At 56.2% G+C, this 17716-nt stretch carries 12 protein-coding genes and 1 pseudogene; 9 read left to right on the forward strand and 4 right to left on the reverse strand.

What is annotated here, in order from left to right:
* From NKJ94_RS31450 to NKJ94_RS31485, 8 genes are all read left to right on the forward strand, one after another.
* Positions 1-950: type IIL restriction-modification enzyme MmeI (locus NKJ94_RS31450; RefSeq protein WP_352530922.1), on the forward strand; the 950-nt coding region annotated here is incomplete at its 5' end.
* Between the two features lie 70 nt (positions 951-1020).
* Positions 1021-2238 carry a restriction endonuclease gene (locus NKJ94_RS31455; RefSeq protein ID WP_352530924.1) on the forward strand — a complete coding sequence of 406 codons (1218 nt, stop codon included), beginning with the start codon at positions 1021-1023 and terminating at the stop codon, positions 2236-2238.
* Positions 2235-6287: a DISARM system helicase DrmA gene (gene drmA, locus NKJ94_RS31460; RefSeq protein WP_352530925.1), complete on the forward strand. Its 4053-nt coding sequence runs from the start codon at positions 2235-2237 to the stop codon at positions 6285-6287. Before NKJ94_RS31455 ends, drmA begins: the two co-directional genes overlap by 4 nt.
* The gene (gene drmB / locus NKJ94_RS31465; RefSeq protein ID WP_352530926.1) at positions 6284-8134 is read left to right on the forward strand and encodes a DrmB family protein; all 1851 of its coding nucleotides are present in this window, start codon (positions 6284-6286) and stop codon (positions 8132-8134) included. The genes drmA and drmB overlap by 4 nt, the downstream gene beginning before the upstream one ends.
* 7 nt (positions 8135-8141) lie before the next feature.
* Positions 8142-8903, forward strand: coding sequence for a DISARM system phospholipase D-like protein DrmC (gene drmC, locus NKJ94_RS31470; protein WP_352530927.1), 762 nt, complete (start codon positions 8142-8144; stop codon positions 8901-8903).
* Positions 8904-9377 carry a very short patch repair endonuclease gene (locus NKJ94_RS31475; protein ID WP_352530928.1) on the forward strand — a complete coding sequence of 158 codons (474 nt, stop codon included), beginning with the start codon at positions 8904-8906 and terminating at the stop codon, positions 9375-9377.
* 15 nt (positions 9378-9392) lie between these two features.
* The gene (locus NKJ94_RS31480; RefSeq protein ID WP_352530930.1) at positions 9393-9662 is read left to right on the forward strand and encodes a hypothetical protein; all 270 of its coding nucleotides are present in this window, start codon (positions 9393-9395) and stop codon (positions 9660-9662) included.
* Positions 9659-10750, forward strand: a complete 1092-nt coding sequence (locus tag NKJ94_RS31485) for a hypothetical protein (RefSeq protein WP_352530931.1) — start codon at positions 9659-9661, stop codon at positions 10748-10750. The genes NKJ94_RS31480 and NKJ94_RS31485 overlap by 4 nt, the downstream gene beginning before the upstream one ends.
* Positions 10751-11971: 1221 nt before the next feature.
* Here the strand turns inward: NKJ94_RS31485 and NKJ94_RS31490 are convergent.
* From NKJ94_RS31490 to NKJ94_RS31505, 4 genes and pseudogenes are all read right to left on the reverse strand, one after another.
* Complete coding sequence (locus tag NKJ94_RS31490) at positions 11972-13765, reverse strand: Hsp70 family protein (RefSeq protein ID WP_352530959.1); 1794 nt, start codon at positions 13763-13765, stop codon at positions 11972-11974.
* Positions 13766-13828: 63 nt separating this feature from the next.
* Positions 13829-13990, reverse strand: a pseudogene (locus NKJ94_RS31495) (Hsp70 family protein); the annotation flags it as partial.
* Entirely contained in the window at positions 13987-15117 is a 1131-nt protein-coding gene (locus NKJ94_RS31500) for a hypothetical protein (protein WP_352530933.1), read from the reverse strand. The gene NKJ94_RS31500 and the pseudogene NKJ94_RS31495, both read right to left, overlap by 4 nt.
* 83 nt (positions 15118-15200) lie before the next feature.
* Positions 15201-16448 carry a hypothetical protein gene (locus NKJ94_RS31505; protein ID WP_352530935.1) on the reverse strand — a complete coding sequence of 416 codons (1248 nt, stop codon included), beginning with the start codon at positions 16446-16448 and terminating at the stop codon, positions 15201-15203.
* Positions 16449-16736: 288 nt separating this feature from the next.
* On the opposite strand from NKJ94_RS31505, the gene NKJ94_RS31510 reads away from it, so the two are divergent.
* A complete protein-coding gene (locus NKJ94_RS31510; protein WP_352530937.1) occupies positions 16737-17714 on the forward strand; it encodes an ATP-binding protein in 978 nt (325 codons plus the stop codon).
* The last annotated feature ends 2 nt before the right edge of the window (positions 17715-17716 follow it).

Below are 17716 nucleotides of genomic sequence, written 5' to 3' on the forward strand. Positions count from 1 at the left end.
TCCCGCCTCTTGCACCTCATATCCGCCGTACAAGTGCCTCGACCGCCGATCGGATCGGCGGGCTGCAGCTTATGTCAAAGGCCATTGTCAGCAATCATGAGAGGTGGGTAATCAATTTTGGTGACTGCAGTGAGCAGAAGGCGCGCGAATACCGGCTGCCCTACGATCACCTAGTGGCGACAGTTAAGCCGAAGCGAGACAAGCTCACGGTTCAAGTTCACGAGAGTGCTTTCTGGAAGCATTGGGATCGGAGAGACGAACTGTACGAAAAGATCAAAGGCAAATCCCGTGTGCTCGTTTGTCCGGAAGTGAGCAAACATTGCTGTTTCGCGTTCCTGCCGCCTGATCTTTTATTCGCCCATAAGGTCAACGTAATACCAGACGAGCGGTACGGTGCTTTCGCTGCGTTGCAGTCAAATGTTCACGTGGAATGGGCGTGGCATAACGGGACAACAATGAGAAACGCTGGGCTTAGCTACACAACCAGCGGGTGCCTAGCGACCTTCCCACAGCCTGAGAACCTGGAAAATTTGGAGGGGATCGGAACACAATATTACGAATTTAGAGCGGCAATCATGGTCGCGCGGAATTCGGGGCTCACAAAAATTTACGACCTAATGAATGACAATAACGAGAGATCGGCCGAAATACTTGAGTTGAGACGGCTACAAGTGGAGCTTGATGAGTTGGTAATCCGCCAATATGGATGGAACGACATCGAATTGGCTCATGATTTCTACAAGGCGAAGCAAGGTGTGCGGTACACATTTGGAGAAGAGGCGAAGAGGTCCGTTCTGCGTAGACTGCTCCAAATAAATCGCGATCGATTTGATTCTGAGAAAACAAATGCCGGGAATGATCACAGGCCGGAACGAACTAGCGATGTTGCACATCGCGGACCTCACGCTGGACAGGAGACCTTGTTCGATGATTTGACGAGGCGCCAATGACGCAGCCCCATGTGAGCGTCCGGCGCATTCATCGCCTGCGTGACGAGGACCGCAGGCAGTTGCAGTAGCTATGGTGCAGGTCATTCCACATGAGGTTTTGCTGGGCACCGATTTGGTGATCGACGCTGTTTATGAGGGCAAAGCGGGTGGTTTGCTCGCAGGAGAGGCCCTCTCAAGGCTTATTCCAGGTGTGGGAAACCAAGGAGGGTTCCGTGCCTCCGGTGGGGGAGATGACAAGAAGCTCGTCGCGCTGTTCACAAGCGGTGAAGACAAGGATTGGCCGGACAGTCTCGATCTCAGCACCGGCCAGTTCGTCTATTACGGAGACAACAAGCATCCCGGCCACGAGCTGCACGACACCCAGCGTAGCGGCAATCTCATTCTTAGGCGTGTGTTCTCGCTTCTGCATGCAAGTCCGCCCGAACGGTCGCTCATTCCACCGTTTTTCGTTTTCAAGAAGTATCCTACGGCGGTTAGCGCGCGTTCTTTTCAGTTCAAAGGCTTGGCCGTGCCGGGGTTCTTGGGGTTGCCATCCACCGCCGATCTAGTCGCCGTCTGGAAGACATCGGACGGGCAGCGATTCCAGAACTATCGTGCCGTGTTCACAGTGCTCGACGCGGCAGTGATTCAACGTGCGTGGATCGGCGACCTTGCGGCTGGTCGGCCTCTGACTACGCATGCGCCCCAGGCATGGGTTGATTGGGTCGAGCGTGGCAAGTATCGCGCTCTGACCGCCGAGAGCACGACCGTAATCCGCAGCCTTGCTTCTCAGCTCCCGGACACCGCGCAAAAAAGCGCAATCCTCGATACGATATGGAAGCATTTTTCGAGCGCGCCGATCTCGTTCGAGGCCTTCGCCGCGCGGATATTTCAGATGTACGATCAGAGGGTCGTTATCGATGAGATCACCCGTGGATCGATCGATGGTGGCCGAGACGCGGTGGGGCGCTATAGGATCGGTCTGATCGACGATCCGGTCTATGCGGAATTTTCGCTCGAGGCCAAGTGTTATCGACCCGCCGGTGACGAGAGCGCCGCCAACACTGTCGGCGTGAAGGAGGTTTCTCGTCTAATTTCCAGAATACGACATCGAGAGTTCGGCGTATTGGTGACGACCTCCGCAGTGGCACGCCAGGCTTACGAGGAAGTGCGACAGGATAAACATCCGATTATATTCTTATGCGGCAAGGATATTGTCGATATATTGTTGGTCAACGGATTCAACACGCCTCAGCTTGTGTCGGAGCTTTTGAATAACGAATTTGCCGTTTCCGGGGGAACGCGATGAACGACAAGTTAGACGGAGCGCGCGCTGCAAATTCGTGGCTGGTGGTCGATGCCGGCAATAGCGGGCAGTTTCCTTATCGGGAATATGTTGTCGAACTCGACGGCGACCGGAAGCGCTATGCGGCGCTAGCCGAAGGCGATTGGGTTCTGTTGTCGAATGCGTCCGGCATAGTGACCGGCGTAGGTCGCATCATGCGCATTCGGGGAAATTTGGAACGGACGACCACCTATTTTGACCACCTGCAGATTTTGGGCGAGCCGATCGGACTCGATGCCGTCGGTCTAGCGCTTCCCACGGGCGGTTCAATTGCGCGATTGCAATGGTCCGATTTTGTCGGCGCGCTTCCTAAGTTGACGGGTGTCACCCTCGACGATGTGCCGATGATCGGCGATCAGGCCTACATACGCGAGCTCCTGCAACTCGCCGTCATGGATGACGTTCTAGGACCGGCAAACGGCCCACACGAACAGATCGTGGATATGGGTGTTCGTGACCGTTATCTCGTCGGAAAACTCGCCCCTCGCGAAACGGACGACGGTGGGATCGAAGGGCTCGAAGGACCACTGGCTGCCGAAGATCAAGAGGAGCCCGACGATCTGGAGGTCCATAGTGGTCGGCACGATCCAGGCGCAGAGTTCGATAGCACGACCGGGCGTGTCGACGCCGAGGCAGAGGCGATGGACGAAATCGACGCAGCCAGCAACCAATCGCTCGTCCCTTCGAGCTTCGGGCTCACATTCTGTGTCGACGGCGATACAACGCGGATAGAGGTCGAGGCGCGGTGGGGCCAATACGTTCGCGTTTACGATCACGAGCACACAAAGACCGTAAACAAGAAGGTCAAGGACGCCGAAGGTAACGTCGTCGGGACAGAACCGTCGCAAGCGAAGATAAAGGTTTGGCAGCGCGTGCCTTGTGGGGGCAAGCTGACGATAGACCTGGTCGATGGGCTGATCTCACACCGAGCGCCTGACGGGGAGCATCCGGAGGTGCGCGTCCAAGGCACCATACGAGGCAAGAACGCCAATGGGGACCGCCTCGTCACACTCTTCCTGGTAAATGCGCAGCAAGAGCCGAGCGAGAACAAGGATTCCGCGTGGGTATTTCAGCCGGAGTTGATCGTAAGGTCGGCAACGGGCTCCGATGATTCTGAGATCTTCAGGCGCCGCGCCGCACTCGTCACCAAAGACGATGACGATGAGCGCAAGGCGCTCGAAATGATTTACCGCAAGCAGGTCGAGTTTGCAGTGGGCCACGGTGTCTCCGTCCATGCGAAGACCGGAGCGGAAAACTCCGAACGCGCATCCGAAGTGCGAACGGTGGTGATGCCGCAATATGAAGTGCCGGTGACGGAAACGCCGGGCTTGCGCCCCGAAGACCGACCTGCGATGCGAGCGATGGTCGACCGTGGCCATCTCGACATGGAAGTTCTCGCCGATATGGAGCGGGACGAACTCGCTGCGGTTCTGTCGATACTCGCAAGCGACTACGGGAAATGGATCGCCGAGCAGGCCGCTCGCGTCGGCAAGGATGTGAGCGGGCACGATGTGCAAGCCAAAGCCGCTCTGACCAGATGCGCGGAAATCAAAAAACGTCTCGAAGAGGGCGTCTCGGTTCTTAGCGAAAACGACAAAGCGCTCGCTGCGTTTCGCTTCGCCAACCTGGCGATGGCCCGGCAGCGCATTCACAGCCTCTACGCTCTTTCTCGCCGCCGTGGTGAAGATAAAACACTAGCGGACTTCGAGCAGAGGCGAAATCGGTCCTGGAGGCCTTTCCAGCTCGCCTTCATTCTTCTGTCTCTCCCCGCATTGGCCGATCCGACTCATAAAGATCGTACGGAGCCTCTGGAGGCCTTCGCCGACCTGCTTTGGTTTCCAACGGGCGGTGGTAAGACCGAGGCGTATTTGGGTGTCGCGTCGTTTGCGATGGCGATCCGCCGTTTGCAAGGAAATTTGGGCGGCTACGACAGCTCCCGCGGTTTGACGGTCATAATGCGTTACACGCTGCGTCTCTTGACGTTGCAACAGTTTCAACGCGGTTCGGCGTTGATCTGCGCGATGGAGCTGTTGCGTCAAGAGGCGCAAGCTACCGGCGATCGCTCGTTGGGTAGCGAGCCATTCACTATCGGACTTTGGGTCGGCAACAAGGTTACGCCAGGTTCGACTGCCGACAGCCACAAGGCGATTCAGGACATTCGCAACCCTGAGAAATTCGATGCCGGAGGTACTTCGCCCGCGCAATTGACGAGTTGTCCCTGGTGCGGATGCGAAGTTTCACCAAAACAGGACGTCGAGGTGGACACCGTCGCCAAGAGGACCGCGATCTATTGCGGCGACAAGAAGGGTCTCTGCGAATTCTCGAAAGGAAAATCGAGCAAAAAGCCCCACCCCGGCATTCCCGTATTGGTCGTCGATGAGGAGCTCTATCACCGCCCGCCATCGATGATGATCGCGACAGTCGACAAATTCGCGTTGATGGCGTGGCGCGGGGAGGTAAGAACGCTCTTCGGACGCGCGACGACCGAGTGTCCTCGCCACGGTCTACTGTGGCCGGATGCCGACTGCACAGGCAATCACCCCGTTTACAAGGGCATGCCCCGAACCGCGGTCCGAAATATCGCGACGATCAGGCCACCGGATTTGATCATCCAAGACGAGTTTCATCTAATCAGCGGTCCACTGGGAACGATGGTCGGATTATACGAAACTGCGATCAACGAGCTTTGCAGCTGGACATTGGGCGATCGCACAGTGCAGCCGAAGATAGTCGCTTCGACTGCGACCGTTCGCAAAGCCGTCGAGCAAGTGAACAACGTCTTCATGAGGCGCGTGGCGGTGTTTCCGCCTCATGGCCTCGACGTTTCGGACAACTTCTTTTCGATTCAGCGGCCCATCGCACAGATACCCGGCAGACGTTATCTCGGGGTTTGCTCACCGGGCAGCTCGCGTCCGGCGATGTTGATCCGCGTCTACACCGCCTTCCTGACAGCTTCGCAAGCTCTGTTCGACCGTTTCGGTCAACCTGCGGACCCGTATTTGACGACCGTCGGCTACTTCAACTCTCTGCGTGAACTCGGCGGAATGCGTCGTCTCGCCGAGGACGACGTCCAGACACGTGCCTATCGCGTGAAAATGAGCTTGGTCGATCGACCTGGCCTTGAGCAACGCAGTGTCAAAAACATTCGTGAATTGACCTCACGCGTTTCGAGCCGCGACATACCGAAGTATCTCGATCAGCTCGAAGTGAAGTTCAAGGCCGAGTACGACACCACACTTGGGCGCTACGTGACCCGTTGGGAAGATGGTGATGCCCGCGCCATCGACGTGGTACTTGCGACCAATATGCTCTCTGTCGGTGTGGACGTGAACCGTCTCGGGTTGATGGTCGTCAACGGGCAGCCAAAGGGAACTGCCGAGTATATTCAAGCGACCAGCCGTGTAGGTCGAGCGTTTCCAGGTCTCGTTTGCACCGTGCTGACGTGGGCGAGACCTCGCGATCTTTCGCACTATGAAACCTTCGAGCATTATCACGCGACCTTCTACAAGCACGTGGAGGCCCAGTCCGTCACCCCGTTCTCGCCGCGCGCGATGGACCGCGGTTTGACGGGAACGCTTTTGAGCGTGATGCGTCTCGAAAACTCCGCCTTCAATCCCAACCCGGGTGCCGGTGCACTCGACAAGCCCGATCGCAAGGAGGCAGTCGCTGCCCACAATCTCCTTGTCGCTCGTGCATGGGACGTCTCGCACGAAGCGACGATCCGCGATCTCGCATCGACAGAATTGAAAGAGCGGCTCGACGAATGGGCCAACGAAGCGGGTAAGGGCGGCAGGACGCTCGCCTATGAGAAGAAGGGCCCAAATCGGGCCACGACAGTTTCTCTCCTCAAGCGGCCTGGGATGCAGGCATGGGACAATTTTACGGTGCCGATGTCCATGCGCGAGGTCGAACCGGGGGTGCGCTTGATTATGAGTACGGTCAAATTTAGCGGTGGCGATCCAGGATGGTCAGCACGGGTAGCCGATCAAGACGATGCCGTGGGTGACGCATGATCGGCGAAAAGACACCCGTTGGCGAAGTTCGCCCCAGCCAATTACTTTGGACGTATGGCCCAGGTGCATTGATCGATCTGCCGAGCCTCTCGGTCGTGACGTTGGGCATCGATCGCTGGGACGTAACCCGTTGCCAGCCGATCGAGGAAGCACGTCTCCTCGCCGCGGTTCGCCGGGAGCTCGGACCACAGGTCGAGAGTCTCCGAATGCCGCCATTTCAGAAATCCGACGGCGTCGATCCGTTCTCGGCGGAGGCTTTCATAGGTGTGCCAGTCAGGCCATTCCCACGATGGTTGCGTTGCGTGAAATGCGGTCTTTTGTCCGAGTATGATTTGGGCCTCTTCGTGTGCAAGGAGGATCGTTTCCGACCGGAGCGAACGCGCTTCGTCCACAAGGACTGCAAGGGCTCGAAAGGTGACCAGCCCGCAAGGGATGCCGATGCCGTTCCTGCACGTTTCTTGCTCGCGTGCCGCAACGGGCATCTCGACGATTTTCCGTGGCACTATTTCGTTCACAACGGCTCGTCCGATTGCAAAGGAACCCTCCGCTTCTACGAGAGTGGGGCGTCGCTACAAACCGAGAATCTTTGGGTCCGATGCGACGAATGCTCGGCGTCCCGCAACATGGCACAAGCCTTCGGCAAAGCCGGTCAGGACAATTTGCCGAGCTGCCGCGGACGTCACCCGCATTTGGATCAGTACGACCAGCGGTGCCTAGAACAGGCGAGAGCCGTTCTTCTTGGCGCGACCAACAGTTGGTTTCCGATCACGTTGTCAGCTTTGGCTATCCCTTTGACCCGAGATCCGATTGCGCAGCTCGTGCAGGATGGCTGGGACTATTTCGCCGATTTGGAGTCCGAGGCGGAAGTCGCGGTAACGGTGCGGACCCTGAAGAAGACGGGCGCACTGTCAGGTATCGACAAGCACACCCCAAAAGCGATTTGGGAGGTCGTTCAGGCGATCAAGAATGGGACGACTACCAGCGGCGTTATGGAACTTGATATAAAAGGTCCGGAATGGGCTGTCTTGACCGACCCCAGTCCCCCGAGTGATTGGCCCCATTTCTTGAGTAAGACGGTCGCGCCGCCGACCGGTTTCGAGAAATCGGTGGCGAGTGTTCTGTTGCTCGAACGACTACGCGAAGTGAATGCGCTGCTCGGCTTTACGCGGGTCGAGGCGCCAGAAGAGACGGTCGACAAGGATGAGCGACCGCCCCGTGCGGCTCTGTGCAAGGGGGCTCCTGAATGGGTTCCGGCTACAGAAGTTCACGGTGAAGGCATCTTCATCAGGTTCGACGAAGATGCCGTGGCGAAGTGGGAAGCGCAGCAGGCGGTCAAGACCCGAAGCGGCAAGCTCCTGGCAGGACACCGCGGTTGGCGAAATTCTCGCAAGCTCGATCCAGCCGAGGGTTATCCCGGCATTCGCTACGCTATGCTTCACAGCCTTTCCCACCTCCTGATCAGGGAACTTGCTTTGGAATGTGGGTACAACGCCGCAAGTATCAGAGAGAGGATATACGCCGACACAGAGGGTGATCAGCAGCAGGCCGGGATATTGATTTACACGGCAGCAGCGGATTCCGATGGCACGCTCGGAGGGCTCGTCGATCTAGGAAAGCCCGAGAATTTGGGGCGGCTCCTCACGCAGGCTCTGAACCGCGCAGCGATATGTTCGTCCGATCCTCTGTGTTCCGAGCACGATCCCGAAGATGACCGTTCGCTTCATGCAGCATCCTGTCACGCTTGCTCGTTCGTTTCGGAAACGTCCTGTGAGAAAGGCAATCGCTACCTCGACCGAGCTCTTCTTGTGGCGACACTCGAAGTCAGTGACGCAGCATTCTTCGATTGAGGGCGACGTGCAAATTCTAATCGAAGCCATCATAGAGCTCGTCTCCAACAGCCCGCCGGAAAAGGTGGACCAACTTGCCAACGCAGTCCGGCGGCTCTCCACTTCTGCCGACGCCCGATCACTGGATGGCTGGGCCGCGAATCCGGGCGCGAATAGACGGTTGGACCGGTTGATATCCGGCTGGCAGAACGTCGACATTCCTCCTGTCGAACTTGCGGGCATGCTGTCCGGTGCCGGAGCCGCATATCACTATGCGAGAGCGGAGCAGGAAATAGAGCTGGTTTGGACAGGACCATCCAGCAATCTCATCGCGACACGGAAAACGGAGCAAGCACTTCTGCAAGTCATCGACGCGTCCGAAAGCCGTCTCTTTATGACGAGCTTCGTCGCCTATGACGTCGCCTCGATTATGGCGGCGCTTCGGCGCGCGGTGGAAAAAGGCGTGACAGTGTCGATGCTTCTCGAAGCCAGTGACAGGCACGGCGGAAGTGTTTCGGTCGACGCAATCGCCAAAATGAAGGCGGCGCTGCCGACGGCTCGGCTGTTCTCCTGGGTCGAAAAAGGGACCGGCTTCTCGGGTGGAAAGGTGCACGCGAAAGTCGCTGTCGCCGATGAAAGATTATGCTTCATTTCCAGCGCCAACCTTACCGGTCACGCAATGGAGAGGAACATGGAGGCGGGCGTTCTCATAAAAGGAGGATTGACGCCGAGAAGTCTCCACCGACATCTCGAAGCGCTCGAAACGACACTCGTGATAGCGAAGATGTGAATGGACACCGTCGATACTCAAACCAGATCGAAAATCATGGCGCGGGTCGGTCAGAAAAATACCGACGCAGAACTACTATTGAGGAAAGCGCTCCATCGAATTGGACTTCGATATACGCTTCACGACAGATCGCTGCCCGGAAGCCCCGATATTGTGTTCCCACGGTTCAAGGCGGTCGTTTTCGTTCATGGCTGTTACTGGCATTCGCACGGATGCTATCGCTCGACGGTCCCTAAAACCCGCCAAGAATTTTGGACGAGCAAGTTTCAAGCGAACCGTTCCCGTGACGCAAGAAACGCTAAAAATTTGATCGAGCAAGGCTGGCGCGTTCTGACCGTTTGGGAATGCGCCCTCAAAGGAAAAACTGCTGGACCCGTTGACGGCGTCGCAAAAGCAGCAAGAGCCTGGCTAGTGTCGTCGGCGATTATCGGCGAGATTCCAGATCGATCTTCGTATCCACCTGTACTGAAGTAACGGAGGGCGTTCGATATGGTCATCGATAAACCCTGGTCGCAATATCAGCAGGTCGTGGTTGAAACCTATTCGGGAATAAAACCGGGAAAAAGCTCACGTGTCCATGTTCGCCCGATAGTGGGACAGCCTTTTCCGGTGACCATGGATGTCGAGTGTTCGCGAACTATGCGGAAGCAATATCCGATCGGGACGAAGTTTCGCATTTATGCCAAGGAGACAAATCGAGAAGGAGGGAAGCCCTTCCTGTACTCGCACTTCGATTGGCCGTTCGAGGTTGTCGAATGACTTCGTTGATCGAGACGCCGAACGAGATAGAACTGACTTACGTGGCGATATACAAATTGCATGGCCTCAGTGCGCTTCCGGATTCCGCGGTGAATCTGGATTTTGTTGCCCTTTCGAATCCATCCTTGAAGGCGGTTCTGACGATCGATCCCGAGCCATACCTTAAGGACATCGATAAGGCAGCGGCTATCGGCACGCAGCTGCTCAAGGGCGTGTTTGCTCCAGAGAATTCCGGAACTTTCGAAGAACGCCTGGCGGCTGAGATTGCCGAAGTGAAGCGTGTTCGTGGGACTTCCCGAGGCGTGTTTGCCGTGCTCAAGGGTGAGTTGCAGGTCCCGACTCCGGAATTCAAAGCGCGCCGAGATACAGACGAATTTGGGGTCTCGCTCGACGACGTCTCGAAAGACGAAATCAGGGGCAAATTCCAACAGTCAGTCCAAGCGGTGCTGACGGGCTTGAGTTTGAGCCTCCCCGAAGGGACCGATCGTGGCTTCGAGAAGGCCGGTGAAGTCATGTTTCTCACGGAGACGGGAAACACGAAGCCAATATTCATTCTCAATTTCAGGATGGGGGGCATGCGTGGGTCCGTGGCTCGTCCGCTAACAACAGAGATCGCGGCAGAAGCGAAGGACCTGGCCACGCGCCTGAAATCGGAGGCCAGTTCGCGGGCCTATAGCCTCTTGAGAACGTCTCTCGACAGAAAGACGGACGGACTTCAGGGTTTTATAGCCGCCTGGAGCGCGCTGGAGATTTTTATCAACGGTACATTCAAATCGACCTACGAGGCGCGCTGGTTTCAGATCATGGAAGAGGGAGCTCCGGCTTCCTCGAAGCCCGTCTTCGTTCGCTTTGCTGACGTCATGAAAGACAAGTATCGTTTGGCCGACAAATTTCTGATCATCGTTTCGATGCTCGACGCCATTGGCGCCGAAGCGGATGAGAAGGAGTTTCGTCGCTTGAAAAAAGTTCGCGACGAGTTGTTGCACGCGCTCGATGTCCCACCAGGGCCGCTGCCCACGGAGGCCGTACAGCGGCTTTTATTGAAGTTCATGAAGCTTCATCTCGGCGTTTCGCTGGTAGAAGGGTAGATGCCTCCGGCAGGCGCCGGGAGAGTTGGGCTGATATAGTGCCGATTACAATTATGAATTGGATTTATCGGCGCGGGTCAGTCGCGATGATCAGTTTCCAAAGCGCGCCGTCCGGCCCAATGACCTCGTTGCGGCACCCAACGTAGTCCTGCCGCCCAAGTTCGTCGATGTGCGCCGCAGGATTGCGGAATTTTACTGCCAGGTTCGTCAACGCTCTATGGAGTCCTTCAGACTGTAGGAGCCATTGTGATCCAGGCCAGTCGGCGGTCATCTTCAAAAAGACTCGGACAAGCGCGCTATGCTCGCGGCGCTGCGTGCTGTGAATCACGGTCTGCAGGAAGTGCGAGAAGCTACCCAGTTCAGGCGGCTTGCGAGCCGAGTCCGAGCAATAGGTTGCGACCCTACCGATGTCTTTGTCTTTCCTGTCCGCCGTCAAATCCTCGCGTACAGAAGTACAGAAAGGCCAGCAAGAGGTTTCAGAATTCGGCCAACCACCTCGGCTTCCAACGCTTTGCAAAGGCCTATGACCGCCGGGGACCATTCAAGCTGGGGGGCGGCGTCGAGCTGGCCAGCCACAAACTCCGCAGTGGCGATAAAGCGCAAGGCTTCGGCGGATAGTCGCCCAGCGCGCTCTTCTGAGGCACGAAAAAGCCTCTCGGCCTGCCGGACGTCGTCGTCGGCTGCCATGGCTATGAGGGCGGCTGCCAGTGCTTCGACACGTTCGTCTTCGGCAGCAGTTCCGGCCTTTATCTCAAAGAGCGAGAGCAGCCGACCATAGCAGCCGTTACAGAGCCTCTTCGACCAGTTGTTCCCGTAGACCGTGATGAGCTTGGATTTCTTCGGTTCGCCGCAGCGAAAGCAATCGAAGGCAATGCTGTCAGCAAGCGAAACTGCTGCAACGGCCCGCGCGGCGGGTAGGTCTTGGTGATGTGAGAAGGTGCTGGCTGCATCGTATTCTTCTCCATCCTAACTTCAGCGCCGAGCCGTTGGAAAGGATAGATTGAACGGCGAGTTGGTTGTCCCACCAAGACATACGAGTGAGCAGTTTCGTCCTCTCGGGGCGCCATCTCGCTTTACCCCCTAAGGAGCATCTAACATTTAAAAGTAATTACAGGCTCATCGTTCTAAGTCCCTCATTTCGTGCATACTTCAAGCGAATGACGGAGAGGGGGATTCGAATAGAATTTGATCGACCATTTCCCTTAGTGTAAAACACCATTTTCACACTGAGGTTGATTCCAATGTCAAGATTCTGTTCACGCGTTGCGATGGATCGTGTCCAGAACCAGTGACCAAAAACGACTCGGCTTGATCTATAGAAGCGGCCGTCAACGATACTGTCGGGGGAGGCAGAGATGCCCCGCACCTTCTTCCCCTACAAACCTCTATTGGTCCTACCGCTTTGATTTCGGTTAGCAATCGCTTACACGATGCGCAGGGCTGATAGAAGTCGCGCTCCTCGTGCTGCCTTGTCGTAGCCAGTGTGCTGCGGACATCAAAATAGCCACTTTGGTACTCGCCAATTATGTCGCCAGGCACAAACCTCCAGAAGGCATCGACACGGTCGTCGTCGCCGGGCGAAAATACAATGTTTGTGCGCTGAACAACGTTGACCAGCCCAGCCGCGATAGGTGTCGGTCCGGCTGCTGACCCGTTCGGTTTATCCGAGTGCTTGTCGGAGTGTTTCGCCGGATCGCCATCGTTGTGGGGAAGAGCGAGTGCGAAATCGAGATCGTGGAACTCCGCCTCACGAACATCGCCTCGCGCCGTCGACCGGAGGCTCGCCTTGGCGACGTAGTCATGGTCGATCGAAAGGTCGCATATTATGCGTTCGAGTAGCGGACTAGCCTCCGGGTCGACTAGCACCGTCAGTGTCAGCAGCGCTGTTCGCTTATCTGAGGAACGAGGCGTTCCGGGATGTCGCGGCTTGGCGAACTCAATGTTTGCGACCCCTTCGCGTGGATCCAGGCAATAAAGCCGGGAGTTCGTGACCATATGTGTGGCGTTTTCGATTGGAAGTGCCGTCCCTTCGGCGACAAGAGTCTGATAAGTTCCGCGCCCTGTGCTATCTGCACTAAGTATCTCGATCGGCTTAGAAAGGCACAGCCGAAGCCCGTCCGCGGCAATCCAGGCTGCACCCTCAGAGATTATCCTGTCGCCATTTGCTGGAGCTCGGTACCTCCCGGGGAATTTCTCAGCAAGGGCGTTCCGGATGGCGGGCATGTTTACCATTCCGCCTGTAGCTAGGCAGAACTCTATGTCTCTTGTCTGCAAGCCAGACCTATCGAGAAGCTCGTCGATACGTCCGAGCCCCTGAAGCACGAGATCCCTTGCCAGAGAGTTCAGTTCTTCGCGGCTAACGCCTTCCAAGAGATCCGAGGAGGGGCCGTCTGCCTCAAGATAGCCGTCAATGATAAAGTCCGTCTCGTCCTTTTCTGGATTGGAAAGGTCGATCTTGGCGTTCTCGCATTGGTTCAGCAGTCGAGCTGCCATCCCGGGTCGTTCGAGCGCGACAACGTCTGACATCTTCCACGATACCCCGTGCTTCTCACGGACTAGATTGCGAAGCCTTTCATCAAATCGGTCGCCGCCGACCTCATTGTCCCCTAAACTATCGATCTGCTGAATCATCCCACGTTGAATCTTACAGAGGGTGAGATCGAGCGTCCCACCGCCCCAATCGAAGACAAGGATTGTTCGGTCTTCGTAGCGAGCTATTTCGCGATTTATGTTCGGTTGAGATCGTAGGTGGGCATAGAGGGCGGCTACAGGCTCATGAACAAACTGCACAACCCCAATGCCGGCCTTCGCTGCCGCTGTGCGCAAGGCTCTACGTTGAGGGCCGCCGAAATTAACCGGTATTGTCATCACAGCCTTCGATACTTTCTCGCCAGTACGGCCCCCGCGTTCCTTGGCCGCGTCGGCGACTAGATGCTTCAAGACCTCGGCTATGGCGTCACAAGGATCGATGACAAGTCCGTCAACGTATATTGCACTATCTTGGCGAAGTGCCATTTTCGGCGACCTGACGAAACCAGGGGGGGCGCCATCGCATGTAATGTCCAGATGGCGGCGGGCTTGACGTCCAACAACGATTTCGCTCCCGCGATACCAGAGTACCGACGGATGCGGCCTATTTGTCTCTATTTCCACCAACGGGATCGGGCGACCTTGCTCATCAATCAGCGTCACCAAGCTGTTTGTAGTGCCGAAATCAATTCCGAAAATCTGACCCTTCACTTGTCCACCCCCGTCATCGCTTCAATCGCTGAGGCAATGCGCCTTTCTGCGGCTTTTAGTCCCCGCAGACTTCCGTCGTCGGCTCGCTTCATGGCTATCTGAACGGCATCTGCAGCATCTGCGATGAGCCCTCTCACTCTTTGCATGGTCGTATCGACATCTGCCTGTCTTTGAGTGGAAGAATGGGCGTGATGTCTGTTGTCGCTTTCCCTTTTCGTTCTTTCTTCCTCGACCCGCTTCTCTAACTCTGCCTTTTCACCTTTCAAGCGATTGATCGCTTCGCTGTCACGAGCGGTTCGCTCGCGCAGCTCATTCACAGCGGCCTTTAGGTCAAACCTCTCCTGCCGCTCGACGACGCGCTCGTGCTTCGCAATCCGTACTTGGTCATAGACGAGATTGATGGCAGCGATGCTTGCCTGTAGCTCCGCCCTGCTACCAACGGACACCGCCCTTCGGACCCGCTCTTCCACATCTCCTCCGGCGTTACCTAAGACGTGGTTGACTTGGTTTGCGATATCGGTCACGTCCGCGTTGCGTCGCTCGAGCAGCCAAGCGATAGCGAGTCTTAACTCATTCTCCATTCGCCTCGAACTTTGGCGATTTTCCCCAACCGCCGCATGGGAAACCGAAGCGATAACATGATCTAGAATACGGGAGGGCAGCTCCTGGCTCAGGTTCACCTGCGCGCCAACAAGCGTACCAATTCGTTCGCGGATAAATGGCCAAACCCATATGGAGATGGGGTCGCAGCTGGATGCATGGGCAAGAAGCTGCCAGAGACGAGACCCTTCCTTATCATTTTCAGCCGCGCCGGCCTCTGCGGCTCGGATATCCTCCTGTTCGAACCTACGTACCTTGGCTGTCTTCACTGCCTTAACGAATGCTGTGATCTGGATCGCGTTCGGTCCAAAATATGCTTCGAGTCTGGGTTCAACCGCGGTCTGTTCTGCATCTCTATCTGTGTGTTCGCCTCCAAAATTCGTTCCGACATCGTCTGAAAGACTTTGTCCTTCGTGAGATTCCTCAAGGACGGTCTGTCTGGCCCATTCGGCACCCTTGTTGTCGGGAAGCGTTTCGTGTTGTGAAAGGCGGTCAGGTACTCCTGTCGGTGGCTCTGCTTCGCCCAACGACCGGGAATATCCAGGTTTCTCACCTCTATCTGACTCATCCTGCTTCATACCTTGATCACTTCGGCCGGTTTGATGCCCGTTCATTCGACGCCTTGTCCATACTCAGCCAGCGCAGCCGCGGCCCATTGATCAAAGGGATAAATGTTTGCAATTTGTTGCAGCGGATACCGTGCCGCTTTTCGATTACCAAGCCGCAGTGCGGTCACAGCCCAGTACGCGTATACCTTTCGACGATCATTGATAGGGAGGACACCGCTGTCTGCGATTGAGCGGCATTCGTCGCACAATAGATCACTCCAGCGCTTGACGGCGGCTAGTCGGCAGGCAAGAGCAACCACGCGGCTTGTACCGTGGTCGATCGGAAATAGCCGCTCGTCGTTTTGTTTCAAGCTGTTGAAGCGCTTCAGCGAAGCTATTGCTGAGGGGCCGCGCAACATAACATACGCAACCCCAATGGTCCCTAGCGAGTTCGTAGCGCGACCCGAAATGTCGTTTCGCATCAGCCGCACAACCGTACAGATCATTGATGCGAGCCTGCGATTCACTTCCTCCAATTTTTGAAGTGCCTCGCCAAAACTTTCGGAATGCATGGAATAGGCAGAAAATAAGGCGTTATCGTTCAATCTTTCCTTCAGCAGAAGGGCATGAACGTAAACGTATAGGCCTGTGGCATATTCGCTGCCTACGCCGGAACACCTTGGATCCTCGAGGAACATCCGAATGGTGTCGGGGGTTGGCGTTGAGCGGATAATGTATTGGCGAAATGCCTCCTCAACTCGTGAAAGCGAAGTCCTATCGGCGATTCGGAATTCCAGGCGATAGGCAGTCGCTGCTGGTGCCATTTTTATGCTAGGCCGATTCTCAAGACGGACCCTTACGAGCGAGTTGTATGCTGCGTTTAATATCCTGGGGAGTTCAATCGTGGATATAGGCTTCTCCGCGGCACCATCGATCGCAATAGATGCGCTCGTACAGTTGGTCAGAGCAAATGAACCCTCCGACACGATCTTGCGATCGACGCCAACTTCATGGCCGTTCCACAGCAGGGCCGGACGCCCCAACCGGTGCTCGCTCGTCGCGTGCCGCTGCATAGCCGGAAAGGTGGCATAGACTGTATTGCAGAACGGGCACGTGAAGAAAATAGCTGCCGGACCGCCCGGCGGCGGAACCACTTCGGTGTTGGACAAAACAGCCTCTTGGCTGTCTTCGTAAATCCAAGTGATGCCCATCTCGCCTTTGACCCCCAAACCCCACCGTTGAGTTAATTCAACGCACAGCGCGAAAGCAAGCAGATGTCGAGTTTCGGACTGGCTGCCGTGCAAAAACATTGGTGGTTCGCTGCGTCCTTGGCGAGGGAAGCAACAATCACTGGTTTTGTTCGATAGTAGGGATCACAGGGGCGGCCTATCCTTAAGAACCTGACACTTGGGGCAGAGCAATCAACGCAGCCATTCCCTTGACGGCCAGCGAACGCGCCAAATGGATGTTAGAGGCTAATAGTTCTGGACCAAATGGTTTGTTAAAACCTTTGAATTTCATATGGTAATCAATTAAGTCTGCGATGGTTGCGTTCCTGTTTAGCGGGGACAGGTCGTTGCCGGGGGGTAAACTAGTAAATGGTGAAATCAGACAGCCATAAGGTTCTCGTGCCAAATGGCCGAGACAACGCGGCGATCGTCCGGTTCTCTGCTGAGATCGCAGCACTGGATCATCATTCGCATGTCGAATTCAGCTTTCGGGGCGTCGACTTCGTAACGCCGGGATGGATGCTGCTAATAGTACGAGCGCTACAGGGTTTTCGGGACGACCATCCCGGCTCGCACTGCAAGGTGGTCGACGCAACGTCGAGTGCAATGATATATGCTGGTCATGCTGGCTTTTTCGACGCACTGGGCTTGAAGTGGGGCCGCGGGACAGGTGAGGCGCCCGGGACGTCAACATTTCTACCTGTCTCGCGCCGCAAGATAAAAGATATCTTTGCCAATCAACCTCTTTTTCGTCCTGCAGGTGACATTATCCAGGCTGATGCCGAAAGCATGTCGGCGATTCTAGCTCAAGGCAGCGAGGGCGTTCTTTTCGATACGCTGAGCTATGCTATCCGAGAGATCATTCGCAATGTCGTAGAGCACAGTCGGGCTCAAGAGTTTCTGATAGCAGCCCAATGCTGGGTAGCGTCCGGAACCGCGGAAATTGCGATTGCCGATTCGGGTATTGGTATCGCTGCCGGCTTGTCCTCTAATGGCAAGTACAGCCCGCGGGATGACGAGGATGCGCTGTTGCTCGCCATACGGCCGGGCGTAAGTGGAGCAATCATTTCGCGCCATTCGGACAATGCCTGGGCGAATTCTGGCTATGGCCTGTACATGGCGCAGGGGCTTGCTGACGGAAAACAGGGATTCGTACTGGCAAGCGGAACCGCAGCTATAACATCGGGCGATAATGACCAGGCTATTTTGACGGGGTCGGTCAAGGGTACGTGTGTTGTGTTACGTCTTCGTGCTGGGGATATCGGTCTCGATACCCGGCTCGCAAATCTGATCGCAAGTGGTGCCGGGAAGCCATCGCGCGCCTCTGTCAGTGCAAAGGTTAAGTGAGG

This window comes from Mesorhizobium sp. M0060 (assembly GCF_040323155.1).
In the GTDB taxonomy this organism is placed as follows: Bacteria; Pseudomonadota; Alphaproteobacteria; order Rhizobiales; family Rhizobiaceae; genus Mesorhizobium.